20 protein-coding genes are annotated in these 23,918 nt (G+C 56.5%); 15 read left to right on the forward strand and 5 right to left on the reverse strand.

The features are described 5' to 3' along the window. From AC6RA8_RS00585 to phoB, 11 genes are all read left to right on the forward strand, one after another. Positions 1-407, forward strand: a 407-nt coding sequence (locus tag AC6RA8_RS00585; protein ID WP_500350184.1) for a nucleoside/nucleotide kinase family protein, incomplete at its 5' end; no start/stop codon positions are given. After that, positions 404-931 carry a gamma carbonic anhydrase family protein gene (locus AC6RA8_RS00590; protein ID WP_500350185.1) on the forward strand — a complete coding sequence of 176 codons (528 nt, stop codon included), beginning with the start codon at positions 404-406 and terminating at the stop codon, positions 929-931. The genes AC6RA8_RS00585 and AC6RA8_RS00590, both read left to right, overlap by 4 nt. Further along, positions 931-1,254 carry a hypothetical protein gene (locus AC6RA8_RS00595; RefSeq protein ID WP_500350186.1) on the forward strand — a complete coding sequence of 108 codons (324 nt, stop codon included), beginning with the start codon at positions 931-933 and terminating at the stop codon, positions 1,252-1,254. Before AC6RA8_RS00590 ends, AC6RA8_RS00595 begins: the two co-directional genes overlap by 1 nt. Further along, entirely contained in the window at positions 1,251-2,438 is a 1,188-nt protein-coding gene (locus tag AC6RA8_RS00600) for a trans-sulfuration enzyme family protein (protein WP_500350187.1), read from the forward strand. Before AC6RA8_RS00595 ends, AC6RA8_RS00600 begins: the two co-directional genes overlap by 4 nt. A gap of 14 nt (positions 2,439-2,452) precedes the next feature. Continuing rightward, positions 2,453-3,514: a sensor histidine kinase gene (locus AC6RA8_RS00605; protein ID WP_500350188.1), complete on the forward strand. Its 1,062-nt coding sequence runs from the start codon at positions 2,453-2,455 to the stop codon at positions 3,512-3,514. Positions 3,515-3,646: 132 nt separating this feature from the next. Then, on the forward strand, positions 3,647-4,687 hold the full coding sequence (locus AC6RA8_RS00610) for a substrate-binding domain-containing protein (protein ID WP_500350189.1): 1,041 nt from the start codon (positions 3,647-3,649) through the stop codon (positions 4,685-4,687). Between the two features lie 110 nt (positions 4,688-4,797). Continuing rightward, a complete protein-coding gene (gene pstC, locus AC6RA8_RS00615; protein WP_500350190.1) occupies positions 4,798-6,270 on the forward strand; it encodes a phosphate ABC transporter permease subunit PstC in 1,473 nt (490 codons plus the stop codon). After that, positions 6,270-7,598, forward strand: coding sequence for a phosphate ABC transporter permease PstA (gene pstA / locus AC6RA8_RS00620; RefSeq protein WP_500350191.1), 1,329 nt, complete (start codon positions 6,270-6,272; stop codon positions 7,596-7,598). Before pstC ends, pstA begins: the two co-directional genes overlap by 1 nt. 9 nt (positions 7,599-7,607) lie before the next feature. Next, positions 7,608-8,405 (forward strand): phosphate ABC transporter ATP-binding protein PstB, encoded by a 798-nt coding sequence (gene pstB, locus AC6RA8_RS00625; protein WP_189370806.1) that lies wholly within the window; start codon positions 7,608-7,610, stop codon positions 8,403-8,405. A gap of 11 nt (positions 8,406-8,416) precedes the next feature. Next, a complete protein-coding gene (gene phoU / locus AC6RA8_RS00630; protein WP_189370805.1) occupies positions 8,417-9,118 on the forward strand; it encodes a phosphate signaling complex protein PhoU in 702 nt (233 codons plus the stop codon). 12 nt (positions 9,119-9,130) lie between these two features. Then, the gene (gene phoB / locus AC6RA8_RS00635; protein WP_500350192.1) at positions 9,131-9,820 is read left to right on the forward strand and encodes a phosphate regulon transcriptional regulator PhoB; all 690 of its coding nucleotides are present in this window, start codon (positions 9,131-9,133) and stop codon (positions 9,818-9,820) included. Between the two features lie 171 nt (positions 9,821-9,991). On the opposite strand, the gene AC6RA8_RS00640 is transcribed toward phoB, so the two are convergent. Then, the gene (locus AC6RA8_RS00640) at positions 9,992-10,774 is read right to left on the reverse strand and encodes an OmpA family protein (protein ID WP_500350193.1); all 783 of its coding nucleotides are present in this window, start codon (positions 10,772-10,774) and stop codon (positions 9,992-9,994) included. Between the two features lie 85 nt (positions 10,775-10,859). Between AC6RA8_RS00640 and AC6RA8_RS00645 the strand changes: the two genes are divergently transcribed. The 4 genes from AC6RA8_RS00645 to AC6RA8_RS00660 all read left to right on the forward strand — a co-directional run bounded on the left by AC6RA8_RS00645 (position 10,860) and on the right by AC6RA8_RS00660 (position 17,253). Further along, positions 10,860-11,588 (forward strand): PP2C family protein-serine/threonine phosphatase, encoded by a 729-nt coding sequence (locus AC6RA8_RS00645; protein WP_500350194.1) that lies wholly within the window; start codon positions 10,860-10,862, stop codon positions 11,586-11,588. Between the two features lie 5 nt (positions 11,589-11,593). Further along, positions 11,594-12,457 carry a M15 family metallopeptidase gene (locus tag AC6RA8_RS00650; RefSeq protein WP_500350195.1) on the forward strand — a complete coding sequence of 288 codons (864 nt, stop codon included), beginning with the start codon at positions 11,594-11,596 and terminating at the stop codon, positions 12,455-12,457. After that, positions 12,454-14,847 (forward strand): ImcF-related family protein, encoded by a 2,394-nt coding sequence (locus tag AC6RA8_RS00655; protein WP_500350196.1) that lies wholly within the window; start codon positions 12,454-12,456, stop codon positions 14,845-14,847. The genes AC6RA8_RS00650 and AC6RA8_RS00655 overlap by 4 nt, the downstream gene beginning before the upstream one ends. Positions 14,848-14,940: 93 nt before the next feature. Further along, on the forward strand, positions 14,941-17,253 hold the full coding sequence (locus tag AC6RA8_RS00660) for a type VI secretion system Vgr family protein (RefSeq protein WP_500350197.1): 2,313 nt from the start codon (positions 14,941-14,943) through the stop codon (positions 17,251-17,253). Here AC6RA8_RS00660 and AC6RA8_RS00665 read toward each other — a convergent pair. The 4 genes from AC6RA8_RS00665 to tssK are packed head-to-tail and all read right to left on the reverse strand — an operon-like array spanning position 17,240 to position 23,918. Further along, positions 17,240-17,692, reverse strand: a complete 453-nt coding sequence (locus AC6RA8_RS00665) for a TagF domain-containing protein (RefSeq protein ID WP_500350198.1) — start codon at positions 17,690-17,692, stop codon at positions 17,240-17,242. The genes AC6RA8_RS00660 and AC6RA8_RS00665 overlap by 14 nt on opposite strands. Further along, complete coding sequence (tssM, locus tag AC6RA8_RS00670) at positions 17,689-21,237, reverse strand: type VI secretion system membrane subunit TssM (RefSeq protein WP_500350199.1); 3,549 nt, start codon at positions 21,235-21,237, stop codon at positions 17,689-17,691. The genes AC6RA8_RS00665 and tssM overlap by 4 nt, the downstream gene beginning before the upstream one ends. A gap of 3 nt (positions 21,238-21,240) precedes the next feature. Next, positions 21,241-22,587 carry a type IVB secretion system protein IcmH/DotU gene (icmH, locus tag AC6RA8_RS00675; protein WP_500350200.1) on the reverse strand — a complete coding sequence of 449 codons (1,347 nt, stop codon included), beginning with the start codon at positions 22,585-22,587 and terminating at the stop codon, positions 21,241-21,243. Continuing rightward, on the reverse strand, positions 22,584-23,918 hold the full coding sequence (gene tssK, locus AC6RA8_RS00680; protein WP_500350201.1) for a type VI secretion system baseplate subunit TssK: 1,335 nt from the start codon (positions 23,916-23,918) through the stop codon (positions 22,584-22,586). Before tssK ends, icmH begins: the two co-directional genes overlap by 4 nt.

Here is a 23,918-nt window from a genome sequence, read left to right on the forward strand (position 1 = left end):
GCAACTTCTATGGCTCACCAAAGGGACCAGTCGAGGATGCGATAAACAAAGGGCAGGATGTCCTTTTTGACATCGATTGGCAGGGTGCGCAGCAGATCACCAACTCTGTCCTTGGCCAGCATACATTGTCGATCTTTCTCCTCCCACCTTCGATCGCTGAGCTACGGCGCCGGTTGGAAACACGTGCACAGGACGACGCGGAGACAATTGCCCGCCGCATGCAAAAAAGCTGGGACGAGATAAGCCATTGGGGCGGGTACGACTATGTTTTGGTCAACGATGATCTGGACGAAACTGAAGAGCATCTGAAAACAATCATCACCGCCACGCGCCTGCGTCGATTGCAGCAACCACAGCTGACCGACCATGTGCGCGTCCTTCAAACCGAGTTCGAGGAGTTGCCATGACACTCTATGCATTGGGCAATGATCGCCCGCAGATTGCGCGCGACACATGGGTTGCGCCGGACGCCAATCTGATTGGCAAGGTGATCCTCGAAGAAGGTGCAAGTGTCTGGTTTGGTTGCACTATCCGCGCAGACCACGAGGATATCCGCATCGGCGCGGGCACAAATGTGCAGGAAAATTGCGTCATGCACATAGACGCGGGCTATCCTCTCACTATCGGGCCCGGTTGCACCATTGGTCACAAGGTCATGCTGCATGGATGTGCGATTGGGGAAAATAGCCTGATCGGCATGGGCGCTACGGTCCTGAACGGTGCAAAGATTGGCAAGGACTGCCTTATTGGGGCAGGGGCGCTGATCACGGAGGGTAAGGTAATCCCCGATGGATCATTGGTCATGGGCGTGCCGGGCAAGGTGGTGCGGGAACTGGACGAACAGGCCATCCAAGGTCTGCGCGCTTCTGCGCTTCATTACCAAGAGAACATGCGCAACTTCCGCGAAACGATGAAAGAGGTACAGAGCTGATGCCGCATTGCGAACTCAGCTACTCAAGCGATCTTGATATCGACGCCAAGGCGATCCTGGCAGAGGTTGAAGCCTGCATTCTGCGCCATGATGACGGGGCAGGGGAAACCAAGGGGCGCGCGTATCCGGCATCCGTCTTCCTGCATACCCATCTGAAGGCGTCCGTTGCACTATTGGCCAAGCCTCATCGAAACGCCGCATTTACCGCTGCCTTGCAAAAGGACCTAGTGGATCTGATTGCAGCACATCTGCCGCGTCCCTGTTGGTTGATTGTCGACATCACGTTCAGCTCGCAGACCTATCATACGGAACTTCTGAAATGACCTCGAACTCCAAAGGGTCGCTCGTGCGACCGACGCCGCTGCCGGACAGCGCATCGCGACCCGTTGTGACGCCGCTCAGCCCCTCGGTCGTCTATGCATCTGACACGCCAGACATGCTGGATGCCCAGTATGACGGCGATCTGCATGGCTATACCTATAGCCGTGAAGGCCATCCGAATGCAGATGTCGTGGCACAGGCCATCGACCGCATGGAGGGCGCGCCGCATTTGGGTGTTCTGACTTCGTCGGGTATGGGGGCTGTATCTGCTGTCCTTCTGGGGCTGCTGACGTCAGGAGACCACGTGATTGGCGGTACCCAGCTCTATGGCCGATCGCTGCGCATGATGTCGGAAGACTTGCCACGTTTGGGCATCCAGACGTCGATGGTCGATCCGGGGGATGCAAATGCCGTGCGGGCGGCCCTGCGCCCCGAGACCAAGATGATCCTGGTCGAGGTTGTTTCGAACCCGACCTTGCGTGTTGCGGACGTGTTGGGCCTGTCTGCGTTAGCGAAAGAGGCGGGCGTTTTGTTGGTCATCGACAATACGTTTACCACGCCAAGGGCGTTCAAAGCGTTCGATCATGGCGCAGATATCGTCATACATTCGTTGACCAAGCTTTTGTCTGGTCATTCCGACGTGATGCTGGGCTATGTCGCGGCAAAGGACCAAGTCATCAATGATCGGTTGCGCGTTTTTACCGTCACAGCCGGGATGACGCCCAGCCCCTTTGATTGCTGGTTGGCCGAGCGGGGGCTTCTGAGCTTTGAATTGCGCTATGATCGGGCACAAGCGACAGCAGCGAAGTTGGCCGAGCACCTGGCGGCTTTGCCCGGGGTGAAGCGGGTCATCTATCCGGCCCGTCGTGACCACCCGGACCATGCGCGCGCCGAAGCGCTGCTCAAGGGCCAGTATTGCAACATGGTCAGTTTTGAAATCGACGGCGGGCGCGAGGCGGCCAATGCCTTTGCCCGAGGGGCTGATGGCTTGAACTTTGCCCCGACGCTTGGCGATATTGGAACAACGATCTCGCATCCGGCCTCATCCTCGCACCGGGCGTTGACGGCCGAGAAACGTGCGGAGCTGGGCATGTCCGAGGGGTTCTTCCGCATCTCGGTTGGCCTCGAAGACCCGGATGTGCTGTGCGATGTGTTCACACGCGCAGTCGAGGCTGCACTGGCGTAAGAGGGGGCAAGGCAATGGGGGACGATGTGCTGGGCGCATTGCTTGCGGCATTTCCTTTGCCCACGCTCGCCATTGATGATTCCGAACGGATCGTGGCAGCCAATGTCGAGGCGCTTACACTGATCGGCCAACAGGCGTTGGATCGGAATTACGTGACGATGTTGCGCCAGCCTGCACTGCTTGATGCTGTGGAGGCCACACTGCAAGACGGCAAGGCGCGGACAACGCGCTACCTTGGCAATGATGGTGCACAGGACACAACATTTAGCGTGAGCGTGCGCGCGGTACCGGGTTTGGGACGCGATGGCAGTGGTTTGGCGGTGCTGGTGTTCGAAGACGTCACTCATGTCGAGCAAACCAACCAGATGCGCCGGGATTTCGTCGCAAATGTCAGTCACGAACTCCGCACACCGCTGACCGCACTTATGGGCTTCATCGAAACGCTGCGCGGGCCGGCACGCAATGACGCCGCGGCGGCCGAACGTTTCTTGAACATCATGCAGGATGAAGCAGAGCGTATGAATCGCCTCGTCGGGGACTTGATGTCATTGAACCGGGTAGAGGGCGACGAGCGCGTGCGCCCGACAGACGTTGTTGTCCTGAATGATGTGCTCGATTCGACATTGCGGACCCTGCGGTCGCTTGCGGACGAAGCCGGTGTCACGTTTGAGCGTGAGTTCGGAGATGAAACCGTGCATCTGATCGCGGATGCCGATCAATTGAAGCAAGTATTCACGAATCTGACCGAAAACGCGATCAAATATGGGGGATCAGGCGGGCGCGTCACTGTTCGCGTGAACACCAGCGCTCGGGAACCGGCCCTGCGCGCACCGGGGGTGCGGGTCCAGGTTCTGGACTATGGACCTGGCATTGATCCCGTGCATCTGCCGCGCATTACAGAGCGGTTTTACAGGGCGGATGATCATCGGAGCCGTGCGCTTGGTGGTACTGGCCTGGGCCTTGCCATCGTCAAGCATATCATCAATCGCCATCGGGGCCGGTTGCGGGTTGAAAGCACGTTAGGCGAGGGCGCAACCTTTACAGTCATTCTGCCGGTACAAAAAAGTTTCGGATGACGCGGCGGCAAACTGCCTGCTGTCATAAAACTGTTACGCAGTTGTCACAAAAGGATTGCGAGCGGTGCCTAGACGGGCGCCAAGATCCTCATGGGGGGGATCATTAAGAAAATGCTCAGACAGGAGACATTCATGTCCTTTGTGAAACTCACCACGTCGGCGCTGGCCCTCTCGGCCATGGCTGCAACGACCGCAGTAGCGCGCGACCAGGTTCAGGTTGCCGGTTCGTCCACCGTTCTGCCCTACGCTTCGATTGTTGCCGAAGCCTTTGGCGAAAACTTCGACTTCCCAACACCTGTTGTGGAATCGGGTGGTTCCTCCGCTGGCCTCAAGCGTTTCTGCCAAGGTGTCGGCACCGAGCACACAGACATCGCGAACGCATCGCGCGCCATCCGCGACAAGGAAATCAAAGCCTGCGCTGACAACGGTGTGACTGACATCATCGAAGTCCGGATTGGCTATGACGGCATCGTATTTGCCTCGCAAATCCAGGGTCCAGATTACTCTGCGTTCACACCATCCGACATTTTCAACGCGCTGGCCCCCAAGGTCATGGTAGATGGTGCGCTGGTCGATAACCCGCACACGCAATGGTCCGATTTTAACGCCGACCTGCCCGCAGCTGACATCCTTGCCTTCATCCCCGGCACCAAGCACGGGACACGTGAAGTGTTCGAGGAGAAGGTAATTGCAGCTGGCTGTGAAGCCACGGGTGCCATGGAAGCGATGATCGCTGGCGGCATGTCCGAGGACGATGCAGAAGACGCCTGCCTGAGCGTGCGCACGGACGGCCGTTCCGTCGATATCGACGGCGACTACACCGAAACGCTGGCATCCATCGATGCCAACACAAACGCCATCGGCGTGTTCGGTCTGGCATTCTACGAAAACAACACCGACAAGCTGAAAGTGGCCACAATGTCGGGCGTTGAGCCAACAACCGAAAGCATCGCCAAGGGTGAGTATCCCGTGTCGCGTCCTCTGTACTTCTACATCAAGAAGGCCCACATCGGCGTCATCCCCGGCCTGAAAGAATACGCGCAGTTCTTTGTGGCTGACGAGGTCGCTGGCCCTGATGGTCCGCTGGCAGCTTACGGTTTGGTATCCGATCCAGAACTGGCCGACACGCAGCAAATGATCTCTGATGAACAAACAATGGGCAGCGGCTCGTAAGCTGAGCGATTGTTGAGAACTGCCATAACAAAAGATCGGGCGGCGATGGACTGCCGCCCGGTTTCTGCTGACAAGACCGCGAAAGTGCGGCTTTCGTTTTTGGGGGACAAATGCCTATTCTCTGGCTCGCGCTGATCGTTCTGGCGATCTCGGCGGTTGGGTTCTTCATGGGGCGCCAGCGTGCTTTGGCAAGCGCCGGTGGCGACAGTCGAAACCTTCACTCGCTGCCGATTTACTATGGCTCCAACGCTCTCATGAAATCGGTTGTTCCGGCCTTCGGGCTGATGATCCTCTGGTTGCTCGGGCAGTCCCTGTTCATTGACAGTCGTATCGTTCAGATGATCCCCGACAGCGAAATCGCGGAAGGATCGAATGTCGGTCTTGTTATGTCCGATGTTCGCCGCACCGCAGACGGGCTTTCAAACGCTGTAGGCGCAGGTTTGCTGGATGAAGACACGGCACGGAATGCTGACGCCAATCTCGAAGACGTTGTGCAGGTGCTGAAAGATGCGGGTCAGGTCGTAACTGGTCAGATCACGCAAACAGTGTTGCAGGCTTCGCAAGCCTACCGCGCGATGAGCCAGACATCGAACCTGCTGATGACAATCGCTGTGTTGCTTGTCGCTGCTGCTGGTGCTGCTTGGGGGACAATGGAAAGTGGCAAGTCCTTTCGAGCCCGAAACACGGTTGAACAGGGTATCCTGGCACTTCTGATCGCGGCCGCTTCGGTCGCAATCCTCACGACAATCGGGATCATTCTTTCGCTGATCTTCAACACGATTGAATTCTTCAGGCTGTACCCGGCAGCCGATTTCTTCTTTCTGCTCGAATGGGCACCCAGCTTCTCTGGCCGTGGGGGCGCATCGAGCCTTGGGATTCTGCCCCTGCTATGGGGCACGCTGTATATTTCACTGGTCGCTTTGTTGGTGGCTGTGCCCATTGGCCTTTTCGCAGCCATCTATCTTTCGGAATACGCGGGTCCAAAGATGCGCAGCATTGCCAAGCCGCTGCTTGAGATCCTCGCCGGGATCCCGACAATCGTTTACGGCCTGTTCGCGTTGCTGACGATCGGGCCAATCCTGCTGTCTGTCTTTGGTGATGATGGCTTGGGTTGGATGCAGGGGCAGCGCGCCGTCCTGACGGCAGGCCTTGCCATGGGTATCATGTTGATACCGTTCGTCAGCTCGTTGTCTGATGACATCATCAACGCGGTTCCACAGGCGATGCGCGACGGGTCCTATGGCCTTGGCGCAACCAAATCCGAAACAATCAAACAGGTGGTCCTGCCTGCAGCCTTGCCAGGCATTGTGGGTGCGATCCTGTTGGCAGCAAGCCGTGCGATTGGCGAGACCATGATCGTCGTGCTTGGGGCAGGGGCCGCAGCCCGGCTCAGCCTCAACCCATTTGAAGCGATGACAACCGTGACGGCCAAGATCGTGTCGCAGCTGACCGGAGACAGTGACTTTGCTTCACCGGAGGCGCTTGTTGCTTTCGCCCTTGGAATGACCCTTTTCATCATGACGCTCGGGCTGAACGTCTTTGCCCTCTACATCGTGCGCAAATACCGGGAGCAATATGAGTAATGACTGATGCAGCCATGACACCCGAAAATGCGCGTCCGGCGAAGTCCTTGGCGCATGAAGACGCCCGAACAAAGAAACGGAATGCGGCAGAGCGTCGGTTCCGCGCATATGGCATTGGCGCAATCTGCACGGGCATGTTCTTTTTGATTGCTCTTCTTGCTGCAATCCTGAGTTCCGGCTTGCCAGCCTTCCGTCAGGCCGTAGTGGAAGTGCCGTTCACGCTGACGCAGGAACAATATGACACCGCCGAAAAGGCTTTGCTGAAGACTGGTATATATACGGACTACTTCGTTACGTCCCTGACCGAGACTATGGATGGCGAAGGCGTCGAAATTGAGTTCGATGAAAAGGCCATTGAACGTCTTTTGGGTAAGGTGGGCGGTGATCTGCGTGCCTTCTACCGCGCCAATGAAGATCAACTGGGCACGCCCATCTCATTTGAACTGGCGGCGGCATCTCGTGTTGATCGCTATCTTAAAGGTACGTTCGAACGCGATGACCTACAAAGCGGCAACCGTTTCTTCATGCCCGAGGACTTCGATTTGATCGATGCCATGCAAGAAGCAGGGTTGATCAAACAAGTCTTCAACTGGAATTTCCTGACCGGTGTTGACACGGGCGTCGACAATCCCGGGGGGGCTGGCATCGGTGCTTCGGTGCTGGGTTCATTCTTCATGATGCTGGTCGTGCTGGTACTCAGCCTGCCGATTGGCGTGGCCGCATCGATTTATCTGGAAGAGTTCGCGCCCAAGAACAGGTTCACAGACTTCATCGAAGTCAACATTTCCAACTTGGCCGCTGTGCCTTCGATCGTGTTCGGGATTTTGGGTCTTGCTGTGTTCATTCAGTTTGCACATCTGCCGCAATCGGCGCCGCTGGTTGGTGGCTTGGTGCTGACGCTGATGACACTGCCGACGATCATCATTTCGACCCGTGCATCGCTCAAGGCCGTGCCTCCGTCGATCCGCGATGCGGCACTGGGGGTAGGGGCCTCCAAAATGCAGGCAGTGTTTCATCACGTTCTGCCACTGGCCGCGCCGGGCATTCTGACAGGTACCATCATTGGCCTGGCGCAAGCCCTTGGTGAAACTGCGCCGCTGCTGCTGATTGGCATGGTGGGGTTTGTTGCACGCTACCCGGGCACATTTGTCGATGGGTTCATCGAGCCGAACTCGGCCGTACCGGCACAAATCTACAACTGGGCCGCACGCTCAGACGCGGTCTTTACCGAGAAAGCGTGGGGCGGCATCATCGTGCTGTTGCTGTTCCTGATCACCATGAACACCATCGCCGTTATCCTGCGGCGCCGGTTTGAACGCCGCTGGTAGGGGGCCGCCATGAACGACATGAGAATTCTGGAGAGAGACGTGGACACAAACGACGTCAAGATCGCGGCCAAAGGTGTGCAGGTCTACTATGGAGACAATCACGCCATCAAGGACGTGGATGTCGAAATTGATGACAAGACGGTGACCGCATTCATCGGACCGTCAGGCTGTGGGAAGTCAACATTTCTTCGCTGTATCAACAGGATGAATGACACAATTGATGTTTGTCGTGTGGTAGGGGATATCCAGATCGACGGCGAAGACATCTATGACCCAAAGGTTGATCCGGTGCAGTTGCGCGCCAAAGTGGGTATGGTTTTTCAAAAGCCGAACCCATTCCCGAAGTCTATCTATGACAACGTAGCCTATGGTCCCCGCATCCACGGCCTTGCCAAGAACAAGGCGGAACTGGACGAGCTGGTTGAGAAATCTCTGCGCCGGGGCGCAATCTGGGATGAAGTGAAAGACCGTTTGGATGCGCCCGGAACCGGGCTGTCCGGTGGTCAGCAGCAGCGGCTGTGCATCGCGCGTGCCGTTGCAACGGAACCTGAGGTTTTGCTGATGGACGAGCCGTGCTCGGCGCTTGATCCCATTGCAACCGCTCAGGTCGAAGAACTGATCGACGAGTTGCGCCAAAGCTATTCCGTGGTGATTGTCACCCACTCGATGCAACAGGCTGCGCGGGTCAGCCAGAAGACGGCATTTTTCCACCTCGGCAATCTTGTTGAATACGGTGAGACGGGCCAGATCTTTACCAATCCGGTCGATCCAAGGACCGAAAGCTATATCACTGGCCGCATCGGCTAAGGAGCAGATTCATGCAAGACCAACACATCGCATCGGCCTTTGACCGAGACCTTGAAGCGATCCAGGCACAGATCATGAAGATGGGTGGCCTGGTTGAAAACGCAATTCTTGAGGCGGCCATCAGCCTTGAAACCCGTGATGAAGAGCGGGCGGAACAGGTTCGCAAGGGCGACAAGGCCATTGATGAGCTGGAAGAGTTGATCAACGAGGAGGCCGCGCGCGTGATTGCGCTGCGCGCGCCAACTGCCATCGACCTACGTCTTCTTCTGTCTGTGATCAAGGTGAGCGCCAACCTGGAACGCATTGGAGATTATGCAAAAAACATGGGCAAACGCACGAGTGTTTTGTCCCAAATGGCACCGGTGAATGACAGTGCCGGTGCGCTGCGTCGCATGGCAAAAGAAGTTGAACGCATGCTCAAGGATGCATTGGACTCGTACGTTGCGCGTGATGCAGAGCTGGCGCAGGACGTGATTGATCGCGACGCCGAAGTCGATCAGATGTACAACGCATTGTTCCGCGAATTCCTGACCTTCATGATGGAGGATCCGCGCAACATTACGGCGTGTATGCATCTGCATTTCATCGCGAAGAACATTGAACGCATGGGTGACCATGTAACGTCGATTGCCGAACAGGTTGTGTATCTGGTGACCGGATCGACCCCGGAAGAAAACCGGCAGAAGGCCGACAAAACATCCATTCAGGCTTAGGAGACAAGGCATATGTCCGTCGATCAGCCCCGAGTTCTGGTTGTCGAAGATGAACCCGCACAACGTGAGGTGCTGGCATACAATCTGGAGGCCGAAGGATTTGCCGTAAGCCGCGCCCAGAACGGTGAAGAAGCGCTGTTGCTCGTGGAAGAGGATTTGCCTGACATCATCGTGTTGGATTGGATGATGCCGAACCTGTCAGGGATTGAAGTCTGCCGCAGGCTAAAGATCAAACCTGAGACACGCAGTATTCCCGTGATCATGTTGTCTGCCAGGTCCGAAGAGGTCGACAAGGTACGTGGGTTGGAAACCGGTGCCGATGATTATGTGGTCAAACCATATTCAGTGATCGAACTTATGGCGCGCGTGCGCAGTCAGCTGCGCCGTGTTCGACCTGCGACGGTTGGTCAAAGACTGGAATTTGATGACATCGTTCTGGACGCAGAAAGTCACAAGGTCACGCGCGGTCGCGACGAGCTGAAGTTAGGTCCGACAGAGTTCCGGTTGCTCAGCACGTTCATGGAAAAACCGGGACGGGTGTGGAGCCGGGAGCAATTGCTAGACCGGGTGTGGGGTCGCGATATCTACGTGGATACAAGGACGGTTGACGTGCACATTGGTCGTCTGCGCAAGGCGCTTACGTGCTTTGGCGGAGCGGATCCTGTGCGCACGGTTCGAGGGGCTGGATACGCACTGGGGTGAAGGTGAGCTACGATACATAGTTCATTGATATTTAATATCTAAAACTCATCGGGCTGCCCAAAATGAGTTTGGGCTTGATGTCCGGCGAGATGTCAGCTGTTGCCGGCCACAATAGGTCCGCAAACAATCACGCTCGCGGACCTACCAATCTGACCTCACAATGATCCAGCGTCAGCTAAGGGCTTGGAATTCCACGCGGCGGTTTTCGTCGGCACGGGTATCTTCGGTGTTGCGCGGAAAGCGTTCACCAAGCCCTAAAGTGGTCAGGCGATTGCTCTGAATGCCACAACTCGCGGTCAGGTACCTGCCAACCTCTTCAGCCCTCAGGCGCGATAAACGTTCGTTGTATGCATCCGATCCGGCAGAATCTGTGTGACCAACAATTTGGAATACTTTGATGTCGCTGTCGCGCATCACGACGCACATTTCATCCAGGATAGGGGTTTGGTCTGCCCCAATCGCGGCGCTATCAAAGGCAAAATTGATAAAGAGATTCACCTGCAATTCGTCCGCAAGCTTGCCGTATGTTGCCACCGATGGGTTTGCAGACGCGATCTGGGGCGCATTCTCCGCATTGGGTGCAGTTGGCGGATTTAAACCTGTAATCGACGTCGTTTGCGTACCGTCCAACGGTGCAGGTGTCAGAGGTTGAAGTTCGGTTGAGGCTTGGGGCGCGCCCAATGTTGGGCTATCGACCTGCGCTTCGACATCCAGATCGTCCACAGTCATCAAAGTAAGGTTCCGCGTCGGGCCATTCTTCCCCGCACTGCTGAAAGCGTCACGCTGTGCTTGAAAGCGTTGCATGATGTCGTTTGGGTCGATCGATTGGGCTATTAGGGGCCCAGTCAAACAAAGAAGCGCCGCTGCCGCGGCAGAGATTGTGCGCATAGTATCACCAAAAAGAAAATCGTTAGGGTATACTCTCAGAATACTGTAGCATTGGGAAAAATTCAACGTTTTGCCGGCTTCGGTTTTTTAAAATGTACAGACCAGAATTGCTCCTATTTTGGGCAAAACCTGACACTGTTGCGGAGCGCTCTTGAGATCGGCCCCGACACTTGCGCCGTTGCGCATCACGGGTGCGGGCTTCACGCACAAAGGACTGGTGCGAGATCGAAACGAAGACGCGATACTGATCGATCCCAATGGAGAACTGTGGGCGGTGGCTGACGGAATGGGAGGCCATGGCCACGGCGATGTCGCCGCAGATATGGTGATCGACGGCCTGGCGACATTGACCCGTACAGATGATCCAGAGGTGAGTCTGGTCGAAATACTTCAGCGCAGCAATAAGGCAGTTTTTGCGGCAGCCGACGGTACGGTCATGGGAGCGACGGTCGTTGCCGCGTTTATGGACGCAAACGTCGCTTATTGCGCCTGGGTCGGAGATAGCCGGATTTACTTGTGGCGGCGGGGTCAGTTGAAGCAGATGACCAAGGATCACAGCCACATCCAGGAACTGATTGATCAGGGTGTCCTGAGCAAAGAGGCAGAACGGTTGCACCCTGAGCGGAATGTGGTTACCCGCGCCATTGGCGCGGAGCCAGAGGTTGAAGTCGATACATTTGTCTTGCCGTTGCAGTCTGCAGACAGGCTGGTGCTGTGCAGTGACGGCTTAAGCGGTGCTGTGGAAGATGCGAGATTTGCGGACATAATGGTGCTGAACAGGCCAGACAACGCCACAGCAGCCCGATTGTTGCAGGCGGCACTGGACGCGGGAGCGCCAGACAATGTGTCGGTTATTGTTGTGACAGCAACAGAAGGGTAGGGCGCGTGCAGGCGAACTTGGTTGCAGCGACAATAATTGCCATTGGTTTGGTCATGGGCGCAGTGGCTTTCGCGCTAGTCGGTGCGGTTTTGCAGGTCGAAGACGGTGGCGCGCTCGTGCGGTTGAACCGAGCAACCGTTGAAGTGCGTGAACTGCGCCGTACCCTTGAAGTGCAGGAGATAGAGATTGAAACGGCCAAGCGTCAAATCGAAGAACTGCGCAAAGCCTTGGCTGAGGCGCGCGAAGCGGCCAATCGTGCACCTGCGGTTGTCAATTCTCCCACCAATTTGCGTGGTTTCGACCAGATCGGCGAGCATTCCGAAACCAAGGATATGACCGAACAGATGATCCTTGCCGACGAACGGTTTAACAAGAACATCTCGCAGCCTCGCAACAGGATCATGCGCGAGGTCCTTGGCAATCCTCGTCAAACCTATGGCGTGAATTGCCAGAGTGTTACCAATCCTAGTCTGCGCGCCTTGTTGGAAACCCGGCAAGTCGGTCCAATCAGAGTCACCATGATCCGCCCGGCATTGGATTCTCTGGAACGTATCTTGAAGCGCTTAGAAGAGCAGGAACCGGATATCCATGCTGCAATTGGCACGGCTGGGGCGCTGTGTGCGCGTCTGATCCGGGGATCGAGCACTGGCATCTCCAACCATTCCTGGGGAACAGCAATCGACCTCAAACTTGAAGGACGCCTCGATGGATTTGGTGATGGATCCACACAGTTCGGGCTGCTTTTGATTGCCGAGCTTTTCAACGAAGAAGGCTGGTACTGGGGCGCGACATATTCACGAGAAGACAGTATGCATTTCGAAGTCGGCGTGGAGACATTACGCAAGTGGGCCGCCGAAGGGTTGCTATGACGGCGCTGGAGGAAGAGGCCGCTGCGTTCCGACAGTTTGTCGATGGCCTTGGTCCGAAAGACACACGCGATGTGCCGCGCCTTGTGGATGAGCTTGCGGTCCGTTTGAGGAGGTTTTCACAACGTGCGGAACGGGCAGGTGAACCGACGGTGACCTTGCGACCGGCCCGGATGGCACTGGCCGTTTTCGCTGACCACAGGGTTAGGGCCTTGCCGAAGACGGATCTAACCAAGTGGGGGGCCCTGGCACAGCAGACCATCTTTGAGGGACGAGATGTCAGCGAAGCAGATTTGCGGGAGTTTCGGCGCATCGCACTGGACCAAAATTATCCCGCACTTGAAGCGCTTTTGACCCACGTGCTTTCAACAGTCCGAGGCCAGTCCAGACCGAAGGCAGCGCGAGTTCGCATCGTACCGATCCTTTCGGTTTTACTTGTAACCTCAGTGATTGGGATGGCGGCCTATCTGGCATGGCTGGAGCAAAGGTTTCACACGCAAGTCTATACAGCGTATTCGGAATTTCAGAGCGCCCTTGAGTTGGAGAAAACGCGGGAGAGCGCCGCTATTCTTTCGCGCCTTGGCGCGCTGTCCAGCGATCTCAAAAACGTAGAAGCAGCGATCGCCCAAGCGCCTTTGCGCAACTTGCTGACCTTGCCGTTTGCTGATGCAAAGGGGGGCGCCGAGTCCTCCTATCGCCAAGCGGCAGCGCAAGCGATCGGTCCGCTTTTGGCGGATGCGATAGAGTTTGCGTTGGCAACTGAAGGACAAGGACTGACGTTGTATGACAGTTTGCGCGCCTATGGCATCCTGATCGGGCAAACTGAGTGGGAACCGACCTTTCTGATTGGATGGGCAAAAGCGCGGGAAGAGGCACTGGGGCTCACTGGTTTTTCAGAACATATTGCATCGCTGACCGGTCCGATTGAGGGGCTTGTACCGGCTGAGCCAGTCCTCTTGGAGCAGGCTCGCAACATCGCCACGGAGACGGATGAGGTTGATCGGGCCTGGCTGGAGATGATCCGCTCGCCCGATGTGTTATCCCTGGCGTCCTGGGCGGCGTCGGAGGCCCTGCCTAACCTTTCGGATGTGGCGATCCGGCGCAGCGGCGCTCTGTTGGAGATTCCTGGCTTATACACTCGGGCGGGATGGGACCGGGCGCAAACCATCTCGGCGGGCGTCGCGGTTACAAAAAGCAGGCAAGTGACGGAAGTCTTATTTGGTCGCTCGTTGCCGCGACAGAACGGCACTGTCGACCTGGTGATGGAACGACTGCAGACGGAAACGATTGAAGCCTGGACGAAATGGCTCGCCGATCTGCGGGTGCGACCGTTTGATGACCCTGATCGCGCGATCATTGTTTCCGGGACACTTTCACAGGCCAACTCGCCCTTGTCTGCTTTGTTTGAGGAGATCTGGACAGAGATTGGAGGGCGGGATCGCAGTCGCCCACGACCTTTCCAGACCGAAATTGCGCGTAGTTTCGGACCGGCAATTCAATATGTCGAACAGGGGCGGATGGAGGAGATCGCAGCGCTGTTCGCCGCCGTAAACGTTGCGCTAGTGACGCGCGCGCAAGATGCGGCGCGGGGGGATCACGCCATCCTTGCTGTGGCCGAGCGGGCGCGCTCAATTCAGTCTTTGCGTGCCGCGCCTCGGCTTGTTGTGCAATTGGTCGAGGATACCCTTGCACAAATCAGTGCGCCTGTGGTCGCAGATGATACGCCAATCTCCAGACAATGGGCTCGGATTCAAGCAGCGTGTCAGGCAGAGTTGGAGGGCCGTTATCCATTTGGAGATGGTGCTGCAGTGCCGGTAGCAACTACGATCAACTTTTTTGGTCAGCAAGGCCTGCTTCCGCAGTTCTTTGCGCAATATGCCCGTCCCAATCTGGAGACTGAGGATGGACCTTGGCGCTGGAAAACCGAAGCGCGCTTTGCTGGGCTTTCGCCTGAGAGTGCAACGTTTCTCGAACATAGTATGGCAATCAGCAACGGGATGTTCGGCGGCAAAGGTTTAGGGGCAGAAATGTTGCTTGCTACATTGGCTGAGCGGGGACAGGCCAGTATTCGGCTTGGTGGACAGACGACGTCATTGCGTGCGTCTGGCGCTGCCAGTCGTCTAGAGTGGCCTGGTCCGGTGGCTGAACAGGGTGTGGCGGTGCAATTCAACGGTGGTGCAGAAAGCGGTTCGCTGTCACATCCCGGCGCCTGGGGGATGCACAGGATGTTAGATGGCGTGCGGGTCAGACCGCGTGACGAGGGGCAGCGCTTTCTGGTCGATCTGAGGGATGAGACTGGACGAATTTTTCTGGAAATACAGTTTGAAGAGCCAGTCAATCCGGTCTCGATCCGGCCGCTGATGGCGGACTTTGCCTGTCCGTCTCAGCTGTGAAGACGAAGCAAAAATTTTGCTGTATGTTACTGGTATTGTAGTGGGCGGTTTCGCCAATTTAATTTGAGTTGATCTGATTGCGAGAGGCATTTCATGGCCGAAGGACGCGCGTTTAGGCTGAGTGGACCGTTGGACCCGGAAACACTTTTGTTTTCGCAGATGACGGGGCGCGATGCCGTCAGTGACTGCTATCGCTTCGTGGTCGAAATGCTCAGCGATGATCCGGCTTTGCCCGTTGACGACGTACTGGGCCAACCGATGAACATCGAAATTGGACTGGGTGACGATGATCCAGTCTATTTGGGTGGCTACGTGTCGGAGTTTTCACTGACCAAGCTTGAAGGTGTGGACGCGCATTATTCGGCTACATTGCGCCCGTGGCTCTGGTTTCTGTCTCAATCGACTGACAACCGGATTTTTCAGAACTTGAGCATTGTTGAAATTCTTGAAGAAGTCTTCGGGGCCTACTCCGTTGCCAAGTTTGAGAACCGCTTGGAGGCGACCTACGATCCGATCCCTTATTGCGTGCAATACGGGGAAAGCGACCTCGACTTCGTTATGCGGTGGATGGAGCACGAGGGCATCTTTTTCTTTTTTGAGTACGGTGATGCGGATCAGACCCTGATTTTGGCGGATACCTTGTCGGCTTTGGTGCCGGGGACAGGGCACGAGAGCATTCGCTATTACCCCGACCTGTCACCTGCGGTTGAAGACACACAAGGGATGACCGAGTTTTCCTGGATCGCCCGCGTGACGACCGGCGAGGTTGCCCAGACAGACTACGATTTCACAAAACCATCCGCAGATTTGATGTCAAAAAGCACCAATCCTGGCCTGAATGATTTGGGTGATTTGGAACGCTATCATTACCCCGGTAACTACGACGAACTCTCACGTGGTGACCATCTTTCGCTCCTGCGTATGCAGGAGTTGAAATCGCCAGTGGCCCGAGCCAAGGCGGTTGCGACCGTGATCGGCGTAAACTCTGGAATGATCTTTGATTTGGAAGATTTTCCACGTGAGGGCGATGCCACGGAATACGCGGTGTTGTCTGCGGATTATACGCTTTGGGATGGTCAGTACGGGGCAGGAGAACAGAACGTCGAAGAAGGTTATGTCGTCAATTTCCAATTAACGCCGACAACTGAGGAATACAGCCCACCGCGCCGAACCCCGAAGCCGGTCATGCGAGGTCCACAGACCGCAGTGGTTGTTGGTCCGTCGGGGGAAGAGATTTTCACCGATGAGTATGCCCGCGTGAAAGTCCAGTTTCATTGGGATCGCCTGGGTGGGTCAGACGAGAATTCATCCTGCTTCGTACGGGTGTCATCCGTCTGGGCAGGGTCCGGCTATGGTTTTATTCAGATTCCGCGGATCGGGCAGGAAGTCATCGTTGATTTCATTGAAGGCGACCCGGACCAACCGATCATCACAGGCCGGGTCTATAACGCGTCGCAAATGCCGCCCTATGCGTTGCCAGGAAACGCCACGCAGTCGGGCTGGAAATCCGACAGTTCGCTTGGTGGCGGCGGGTTCAATGAACTGCGGTTTGAAGACAAGGCAGGGTCGGAAGAGGTCTACTTCCAAGCGCAGAAAGACCACAACGAACTGATCAAGAACGATGAAGGTCGGGATATCGGGCACAATTTCCGCGAAGAGATCGGGAATGATTCCTTCCAGAAAGTTGGCAACGATGCGCGGCAGGAGATTGTGCATGATCGGGCGGAGTTGGTTGGCAATGACAAGTCTACCGGCATCGGAAACAACCGCACCGTTCAGATTGGGGCAAATGATCACGAGACCGTAGGAGACAATCGAACGCTACATGTTGGAGGGAATGAGACGATCACGGTCGATGGCGACAGCGATGAACAGATCATGCAAGGGCACTCGCAGTATGTTCTGATTGATCAGAAGATCACTGTCGGTGGTTTGCGGAACATCAAAGTGGGAGGCATGGAAAGCCGCGCGGTTGGAGCGTGGCAGTCTAATACCGTTGCGGGCTACCGGTCCGTTACGGTGGGGGCCTACCAAAAGCACGGGGTTTCAGGAGATGACAGCTGGCAAATCAATGGCGGTCAATCCGTCAGCATCGGCAAATCGCAAGAAATAAAAGTTAAAGCCGACCAGAGTTTCTGGGTCGAAGGTGAAGGCACGTATATGGTCACCGGCAAGTGTTTCCACAGTGCTGAGGACGACGCCGCGTTTCGATCTAACAAGAACCTACTTTTGGAAGCCGCTGATGACAGCATCACCCTGAAAGTCGGAAAATCTGAGGTTATCCTCAAGAAGGATGGCACCATCTCCATTGAGGGCAAAGACATCACCCTGGATGCGTCCGGTAAGGTAAACATCAAGGCGGGCGGCGAAATCACGTTGAAAGGCAGCAAGATCAATCAGAACTGATGTCAGACAAGACCTGAGCCAACGGGGTCGGGGGTGTCGATGATGTCCAGGCTGCCTCTGGCACGTCCGGCATCTCAGCGTCGAATTCCAACATCGGCAGCACCCCCAACAATTCATCCGCATCCCGCGCACCGGATGTTGCGCTTTGAGCAATAGAAGTCAGGTCCTTGCAGCGGGCCTCGGCCTCTTGGAAACTTTCATCCATGAAAGGGACCATGACTGCGAGTGGGAAGAAGCGCCCCGGGGCATCGAAACTGGGTAGAATGAGCGCAAGCCACATCTGGTTTTCGAAGCGAAGGCTTGCTCGCAATCCATCCTCAGGCAGATCTGCAGTTGCGAGTTTTGCAAGCAATTGGTCCAACGCCCGTTTGACGCCTGGCTTCAGCCCACGTGATACAAAGTCTCCGTGCCGTGGCAGTTTGCCGTAAAAACCGGTCAAAAGGACTCAGGGCATTTGAATCCGGAGAAAACCTTCAAATCAAAGGGGTTTTCTACGGAATTGGCTTGAAGCTGGAAGCTGGCTGTATAGCCACCGCGCGAAAGGTTGAGGTTGAACACCTCTGGCAAACTACTGGGTGAAAGACCGCCTTCACTGAACAAACGTAAAATTGCCCACGCACCGGTTTGCGTTTGTACAACCTCCACGCCGGTATCAAGAGGTGCAAATGACAGCGTTATCAAGTTGCTGCCATTTGGCCCCGGCCATGTGAGAGGCTGGGCGGCCGCCGCGGCGTGGGCGTATGTCAGCAGTTGACCATCAACATTAAGCGAGACACGAGCCGCGTTTGCCGACAAATCCTGAGGCACAAGGACAAAGCCGATCACCGGGCCAGCCCCACCAGGAAACAGAGCATCGCGAATGGCCCGCGCATTTTCAAAGGGAGCGAGCGCCTCGTCGCTGAGGCCAAAGTCGGCTTGCCACTGCCAGGGACGGTTGCTCGTGTTCACAAAGTCACTCAGTTCGTTTTCGATGAAGCCATCGATCAAGCCGCCTGCGCCAAACAGTCTGGCAAAATCGAGGATGTTCACGTCAATTCCGCTCGATCGGTCAAACGGATATCGGCCACGCGTGGCTTTTTGACAAAAGGGCAATACATCAGCGCGCCAGCTCGCATTCAGTTGCGCAACAATTCCGTCGCGACTGACGGCAGTGGCATCCGCCGCGATCCCCGCAATCCAGTCGTCGACCGGGTCAGGCAAAATACGTGCTTCGTTGGCAACCGCACCGGTCAACACAGACAGACCACCGGATCGGGCCAATGCTTGTTCCGGTTGCGGGCTTGCAGCGATGACTTGAATTTCGTTTGACAGCGCCTGTAGCGCGGCGATCGTGTCGCCGACAAGCGGTGGATTGCCGTCCACTTCCTTTACGGTGGCTTTCAATGGGGCGAAATGGTCTGCAACCGGACGCCCTTCCAGCGCTTCAGCCAGCGCGGCATCGGTGCTGATGCCTGAAGCGGCGAGACGTGCATCGTCGGTCAGCCGCGCCACACCAGAGATCCTTTTGCGCGCGAGCGCCAACAGACCGGAACCAGATGTGACGTCAATGACTTGCCCGTCATCTCGGGGATCAGTCAGATCCGTTTCGAGAACCACGGCTGTCAAAAAACGCTGGAGCGCGCTGTCGGATCCCGCAAGATCCTTGAGATTGGTACGAGCACGTTCCAGATCGGTAATCGGGCTCACCCGAATGTCACGTAAAAGCCCGTCCCAAGCTTCGATGTAATCGTCGAAGTAGAGCTTTGTTACATCCGCTTCGATGCTGCGTTCCGACGCGCCCGCGCTTTCGGGACAACCGCCTGCAAAGACACTGCGGTCGAGCGCCGCCTGAACGGCCACGGCACCGACGCGCGGGGCAACAACGGTGTGAAATCCGTCATAGGTGAAGGCACCGGGAATTCCGACGCGCAATGTTTTCTCGGACAATCGAGTGAAGACCTGCTGTCCGTTCGGACCCATATGCTCTGCCGGAATCCAAGGGGGCAGCCCGGCAACGTCTGGGTCATTCATCAAGGTCGCATATGCGCGTTTGCTGATTGGAATGGTGCAAACAATCTCCAACGCCTTGTTGACCAGTTGCGGGTCCGGGTCAGGCCGTTCCGTTTGGGTCTGCATGATGGCGATGGCGGCCAGTTGGTGTTGGGCTGCTTCCGGACCTGCGAAAGGATCCAGAGGTGCATATTGTGGCAGTTCCTCTTGCCACCAAGTAGTGACGAAATCGGCATCAAAGGGCGCGAGCCCAGTCATCATCTGGTAGGTCTTGAGCGCGCCCAACAAGTATTCAGGGTCGCGGATTTGACGCCACATCGTTGCTTCGAGCAGGGCAACCATCCGTGGCGTGAGAATGTGATCAAGAGCCCGTTCATAGGCGATGTTTTGGGCAAGTTCACGGTCTTCTTGTGCGCTGGGGCCGATAGACGACAGGAGTCCCGCAGTTCTCACAGTGTTGGCCCGGGCCACTTCGCTGACCGCATCAAGGGCGATGTTAAGATCAAGCGGATCGGTTGGCGCCTGTCGGGAGGCAACGTTCGAAAGGCGTGGTCCTAAAGCCTTGAGGTTATCCTCATAGGCCCCAATAGCACGGGATTGTTGAACGTAAGAGGTTACAAAAAGCCCAATCGCGACGAGAGTCACAAATGAGGCTGCCCCGAGAGTTCCCCGCCAGAGCCAACGATGACGGGCCACGGATTTGGCATCGAATGTGCCCAATCCGGCTTCTGGAAAGATCAAGTCCGTCATCAAGTCCCGCAAGAAGAATGACCGTTTGTCTCCATGACGACGAGGCGCGGTTTGGGTCGCTGGCATCCCAAAGTTCTGCGCCATACCGGCGACCATCGCATCCAGCGGAGAGCCTTCTTGCGTGGCGGACGTGAAGTAAAAGCCGCGTAGGCGCGCGGCCTCTTCGTAGCGGCTTTCGCCAAAGGCTACATCCAAAAGCAGTTTCAATGGACGTGTCAGGGTGTCCATTTGAGTTGGAAAGCGGAACACTTGCGCGCGTTCCTCAATCGGCAGGTCTTCGGCAATGCGGGCCGTGCTTTTGCTCTCCAGCCGGCTGAGGAGGGCTTTCATCTCCCGATCGACAATCTCCGGATCAAGCCCGGCCTCGACATTGAAAGTGCTGCCCCAGACCTGCTCGCGTTCGCGCGTTGTCAGGTCGCCAAAGAAGGCTTCAAATCCGGGGATTAAGTCGGTCTTGGTCAGTAGAAGATATACAGGAAGATCGACGCCGAGTTCATCTTTTAACTCCGCAAGACGCGCCCGGATGATACGGCCGTGTTCCCGAATGGAGTCGTCGCCTTCCAAGAGATCATTGACGGATAGGGTGAGAACAATCCCGTTCAGAGCTCGCCTTCCGCGGTGCTTCTTGAGCATCTTGAGAAAGCCAAACCATTCCGCCGCATCGACCTGCGAGTCGCTCTGCTGTTCAATGTATCGGCCGGCCGTATCGATCAGAACGACATCTTCCGTGAAGAACCAGTCGCAGTTCCGCGTGCCTCCGATCCCTTTTAGGTCGTCGGATAGATCAATCGGAAAATGCAAACCGGATTGTCGCAAGGCGGTTGTTTTGCCCGTGCCTGGCGGCCCGATGATCACGTACCAGGGCATGTCGCGCAGGAATTTGCGCCCACCCAGTTTGGACCGCTTCATTTGATCCAACACACCTTTGAACTTGCCTTCGATCTCGGCAATGTTGGCGTCCCCGGGTGCTCCTTCCTCGGGCTCGGGTGGTGCGGCCAGGTCAGTGACAAAAACACGGTTGGCCCGCGCAGCCCGCATTTGCCTCAGTAGCATGGATACGAGCCAGACAATCAAGATCAGACCAATGGTCACGATCCGAGCAACGGCGGATTCTAGCGGTGCGACCGAACCGATCTTCACAATCCCACCCAGGGACCAAATCAGGCCACAGAGCAGCGCGATACCAAAGAGCGTCCACAAGAAGCGGGAAAAGAGGAAGCCAAAGAGCTTTTTCAGGATCTTCATTTCTCAGACCTTCTTTCCAAGGAGGATCTCGATCCGGCGGTTTTGAGCCCGTCCTTCTGACGTCGCATTGTCAGCAATTGGTTCTGTAGCCGCGCGTCCACGTACTTCGATCAAGTCAATCGACACGCCGCGTGAAATCAGGATATCGGCAATGGTCTGTGCCCGCGCCTCGGACAATCGCTGATTTGACCCGAATGGATTGGAGCGTTGGACAGGGATGTTGTCGGTATGACCGAGGATTATCACCGACCCGATGAATTCCTGATTTTCAATGATTACCTTTGCAATGGAATGCACAAGGTCCAGATATTCAGTGTTCAGGTCCGCTTTGGCCGAGCGAAAGACCTCGGGGTTCGTTGCCTGAACGGCAAGCACCGTCAGCGATACATCCTCGCGACCTTTTAGGGCCGAGAGATCATCTTGAGGAGCAGCCGCAGCAAAAAGCGGCAGCATATCGAGACTGACCACCTCAAGCTCAATTTCGGCGGGCGGCGCGGTATCCCGAACCGGTCGGTAAATCTCGGCCGGTTGCAAAGGGGGCAGGGCGCTTGCAGCAGTGTAGAGAACTTCAGATTGATCCGACAATCGCATCGACAGAAAGACATAGCTGAGCAGCATTGCAACAGAGGCGATCACCATCATGGCCCAAACCGGGATGATGAATTTTTCCTTCTCTTGCGCGGCCACGACACCTTTCCAATTGGGTGAAAGGGGGGCGGCCTCTGCGTCGAGGTCACGAAGTTGGCGGGCCATTTGCGCTCGAATTTGAGACAAAGCGCCGTCACCTGCAGCTCCTGTGCTGCGATGTTTGCCGCGAAAGCCAAACGACAAACAGTGAAACACCAATTCCAACATGTTTGGGTCACGTTCGGGATATCTCAGCAGGTCTTCGGCCCGCATAAAGAATTGCTCGCCTGCGTCCACGTCACCATAAAGCGACGCGACAAGTGGCTGAGCGGGCCAATGCGACTGTCCGCCCCAAGGTGTGTTGAGCGCAATATCGTCTAGCAGCGCTCCAACAAACCAGGCCGCTTGGTCAGCACGGGCGAGTGGGACACCCGCCGATACAGCCCCGTCGCGCGCGTATGTCAGATTGTCCAGCAGCCGGGCGCGCAAGGTTTCAGGGTTTTCCACCTGCTGCGCCCGTTCAAGTTCTGGTGCTAACCCCAGCAGCAGTCCGAAGTTTGACAGAAGTGGATTGTCGCCCGCCCGGTTCTGGCGCATGCGTGCGGACGTATCAATGGCTCCGGCATGCGGTATGGGCGCAGGCGGTGACGGTTTTGCGCGCGCAGGGCGGATGCGAGTGCGCCCGGCGTCCGTTTCCAGACCGAAGGGATCCTCGTCCGTCATCGTTTCACCGCGTAGCAATCTATCAAGGGCTCTTTCTCAAGCTTACCAGCAACCCCGAGAACAAATCCCGGCGCATCTGCAAGCTTGGCCCAATGGTCGGACGTACGGTCAAGCTCAAGGCAGAGACGTTCACCATCATATGGAATTTCGCGAGGCTGCGAATGCAGTGGTTTCAGTGGAATGCCCGTCAGCTTGGATTTCCAAAGTGTGTCGAACTCATCCGCAGCACCCACGGTGGCCTGCTCTGCAAAGATCTTGCGCAGATGCGCTTCCGACATATCTCCACCAACACGCAATACAATCCGGTGATCATTTATGATCCCGCTGTCATCCAACCGGACAGTCCAGACGTTTTTGGAGTGCCCCGCGACCTTGAGAGAGATGGATTTCTGCTCAACGTGCCGTAACGACAGAATGAGCGACCGCAGGGTGTCAGCGATGGCCATGAAACTGCGCTGTGGGTCTTCATGCTGATAAGCTGGCAGTTCTGTCATGGTGCGGGCTGAGGACCCGAACGTCGCCATCCGTCCGGCCAATCCGGCAAGTTCGAGGAACAGAGAAGACGGATGAAAGAGGTTTTGACCCATCATATGCGCAATGCGTGGGCGGGCAGAATTTGCCAGTTCAAGGATCAGCAGGTTTTCGACAGATGCGCCCGCGCCGCCCATCACCACGCCACCATGCGCTTGTGCGATCCTATCCAGACCGGTCAGTACCTCCTGTAGAAAGGCGGCGTACCAAGGGGCTGCTGCGGTTGCGAGGGCAGGGGGGAGATAATCAGGGTCGAGTGCGACCGACCCATCAGCAAGCAGACCATCAATGCGCGCGATCGGGAGAACGGTGTAACCGTCCGTGGAATCCTCGGGGAGAAAGAGCTTGGGCGCAAGCCGGGCGACCTCGATCTCCACCGGGTCCGCGCCGCCCTTGATTGTGTCTCGGACAGTGGTGATTTGTCCCAAGTAACGCGCCCCTTGTGCGCCTCCGCTCTCGGGGTCCATTGTTGCACTGCCTGGTTGCAGCGCCGGAATACCGAGTTTGACGACGCCAGCTTTCGTACCCGCGGACACGGGTCGAGCCTTGGTTCCGATACTCATGTCTGGCAGCAGGAAAGGTGTGCCATCTGGGAAAATGCCTTGCGCTTCTCCTAGCCCGATTTGTCCCGCTTGTATCGCGCCACTGTCCAGCTCAAGCAGCGTAAATCCGTAGCTTTGATGCTCAGGCGCCTGCAGTGCACCCCGTACCAAAACGTCGGTATGGCGATCCTGTTGCTGCAAGTGCTGTGGGCGCAGGAACAGCCCCTCTGACCAGATCACCCGATTGGCGTCGTTCAT

This window comes from Tateyamaria sp., assembly GCF_059783535.1.

Bases quoted from the DNA above. Each gene is read 5' to 3' on its own strand.
- AC6RA8_RS00590 (WP_500350185.1), top strand. From the start codon at position 404: ATGACACTCTATGCATTGGGCAATGATCGCCCGCAGATTGCGCGCGAC.
- AC6RA8_RS00595 (WP_500350186.1), top strand. From the start codon at position 931: ATGCCGCATTGCGAACTCAGCTACTCAAGCGATCTTGATATCGACGCC.
- AC6RA8_RS00600 (WP_500350187.1), top strand. From the start codon at position 1,251: ATGACCTCGAACTCCAAAGGGTCGCTCGTGCGACCGACGCCGCTGCCG.
- AC6RA8_RS00605 (WP_500350188.1), top strand. From the start codon at position 2,453: ATGGGGGACGATGTGCTGGGCGCATTGCTTGCGGCATTTCCTTTGCCC.
- AC6RA8_RS00610 (WP_500350189.1), top strand. From the start codon at position 3,647: ATGTCCTTTGTGAAACTCACCACGTCGGCGCTGGCCCTCTCGGCCATG.
- pstC (WP_500350190.1), top strand. From the start codon at position 4,798: ATGCCTATTCTCTGGCTCGCGCTGATCGTTCTGGCGATCTCGGCGGTT.
- pstA (WP_500350191.1), top strand. From the start codon at position 6,270: ATGACTGATGCAGCCATGACACCCGAAAATGCGCGTCCGGCGAAGTCC.
- pstB (WP_189370806.1), top strand. From the start codon at position 7,608: ATGAACGACATGAGAATTCTGGAGAGAGACGTGGACACAAACGACGTC.
- phoU (WP_189370805.1), top strand. From the start codon at position 8,417: ATGCAAGACCAACACATCGCATCGGCCTTTGACCGAGACCTTGAAGCG.
- phoB (WP_500350192.1), top strand. From the start codon at position 9,131: ATGTCCGTCGATCAGCCCCGAGTTCTGGTTGTCGAAGATGAACCCGCA.
- AC6RA8_RS00655 (WP_500350196.1), top strand. From the start codon at position 12,454: ATGACGGCGCTGGAGGAAGAGGCCGCTGCGTTCCGACAGTTTGTCGAT.
- AC6RA8_RS00660 (WP_500350197.1), top strand. From the start codon at position 14,941: ATGGCCGAAGGACGCGCGTTTAGGCTGAGTGGACCGTTGGACCCGGAA.
- tssM (WP_500350199.1), bottom strand. From the start codon at position 21,237: ATGAAGATCCTGAAAAAGCTCTTTGGCTTCCTCTTTTCCCGCTTCTTG.
- icmH (WP_500350200.1), bottom strand. From the start codon at position 22,587: ATGACGGACGAGGATCCCTTCGGTCTGGAAACGGACGCCGGGCGCACT.
- tssK (WP_500350201.1), bottom strand. From the start codon at position 23,918: ATGAACGACGCCAATCGGGTGATCTGGTCAGAGGGGCTGTTCCTGCGC.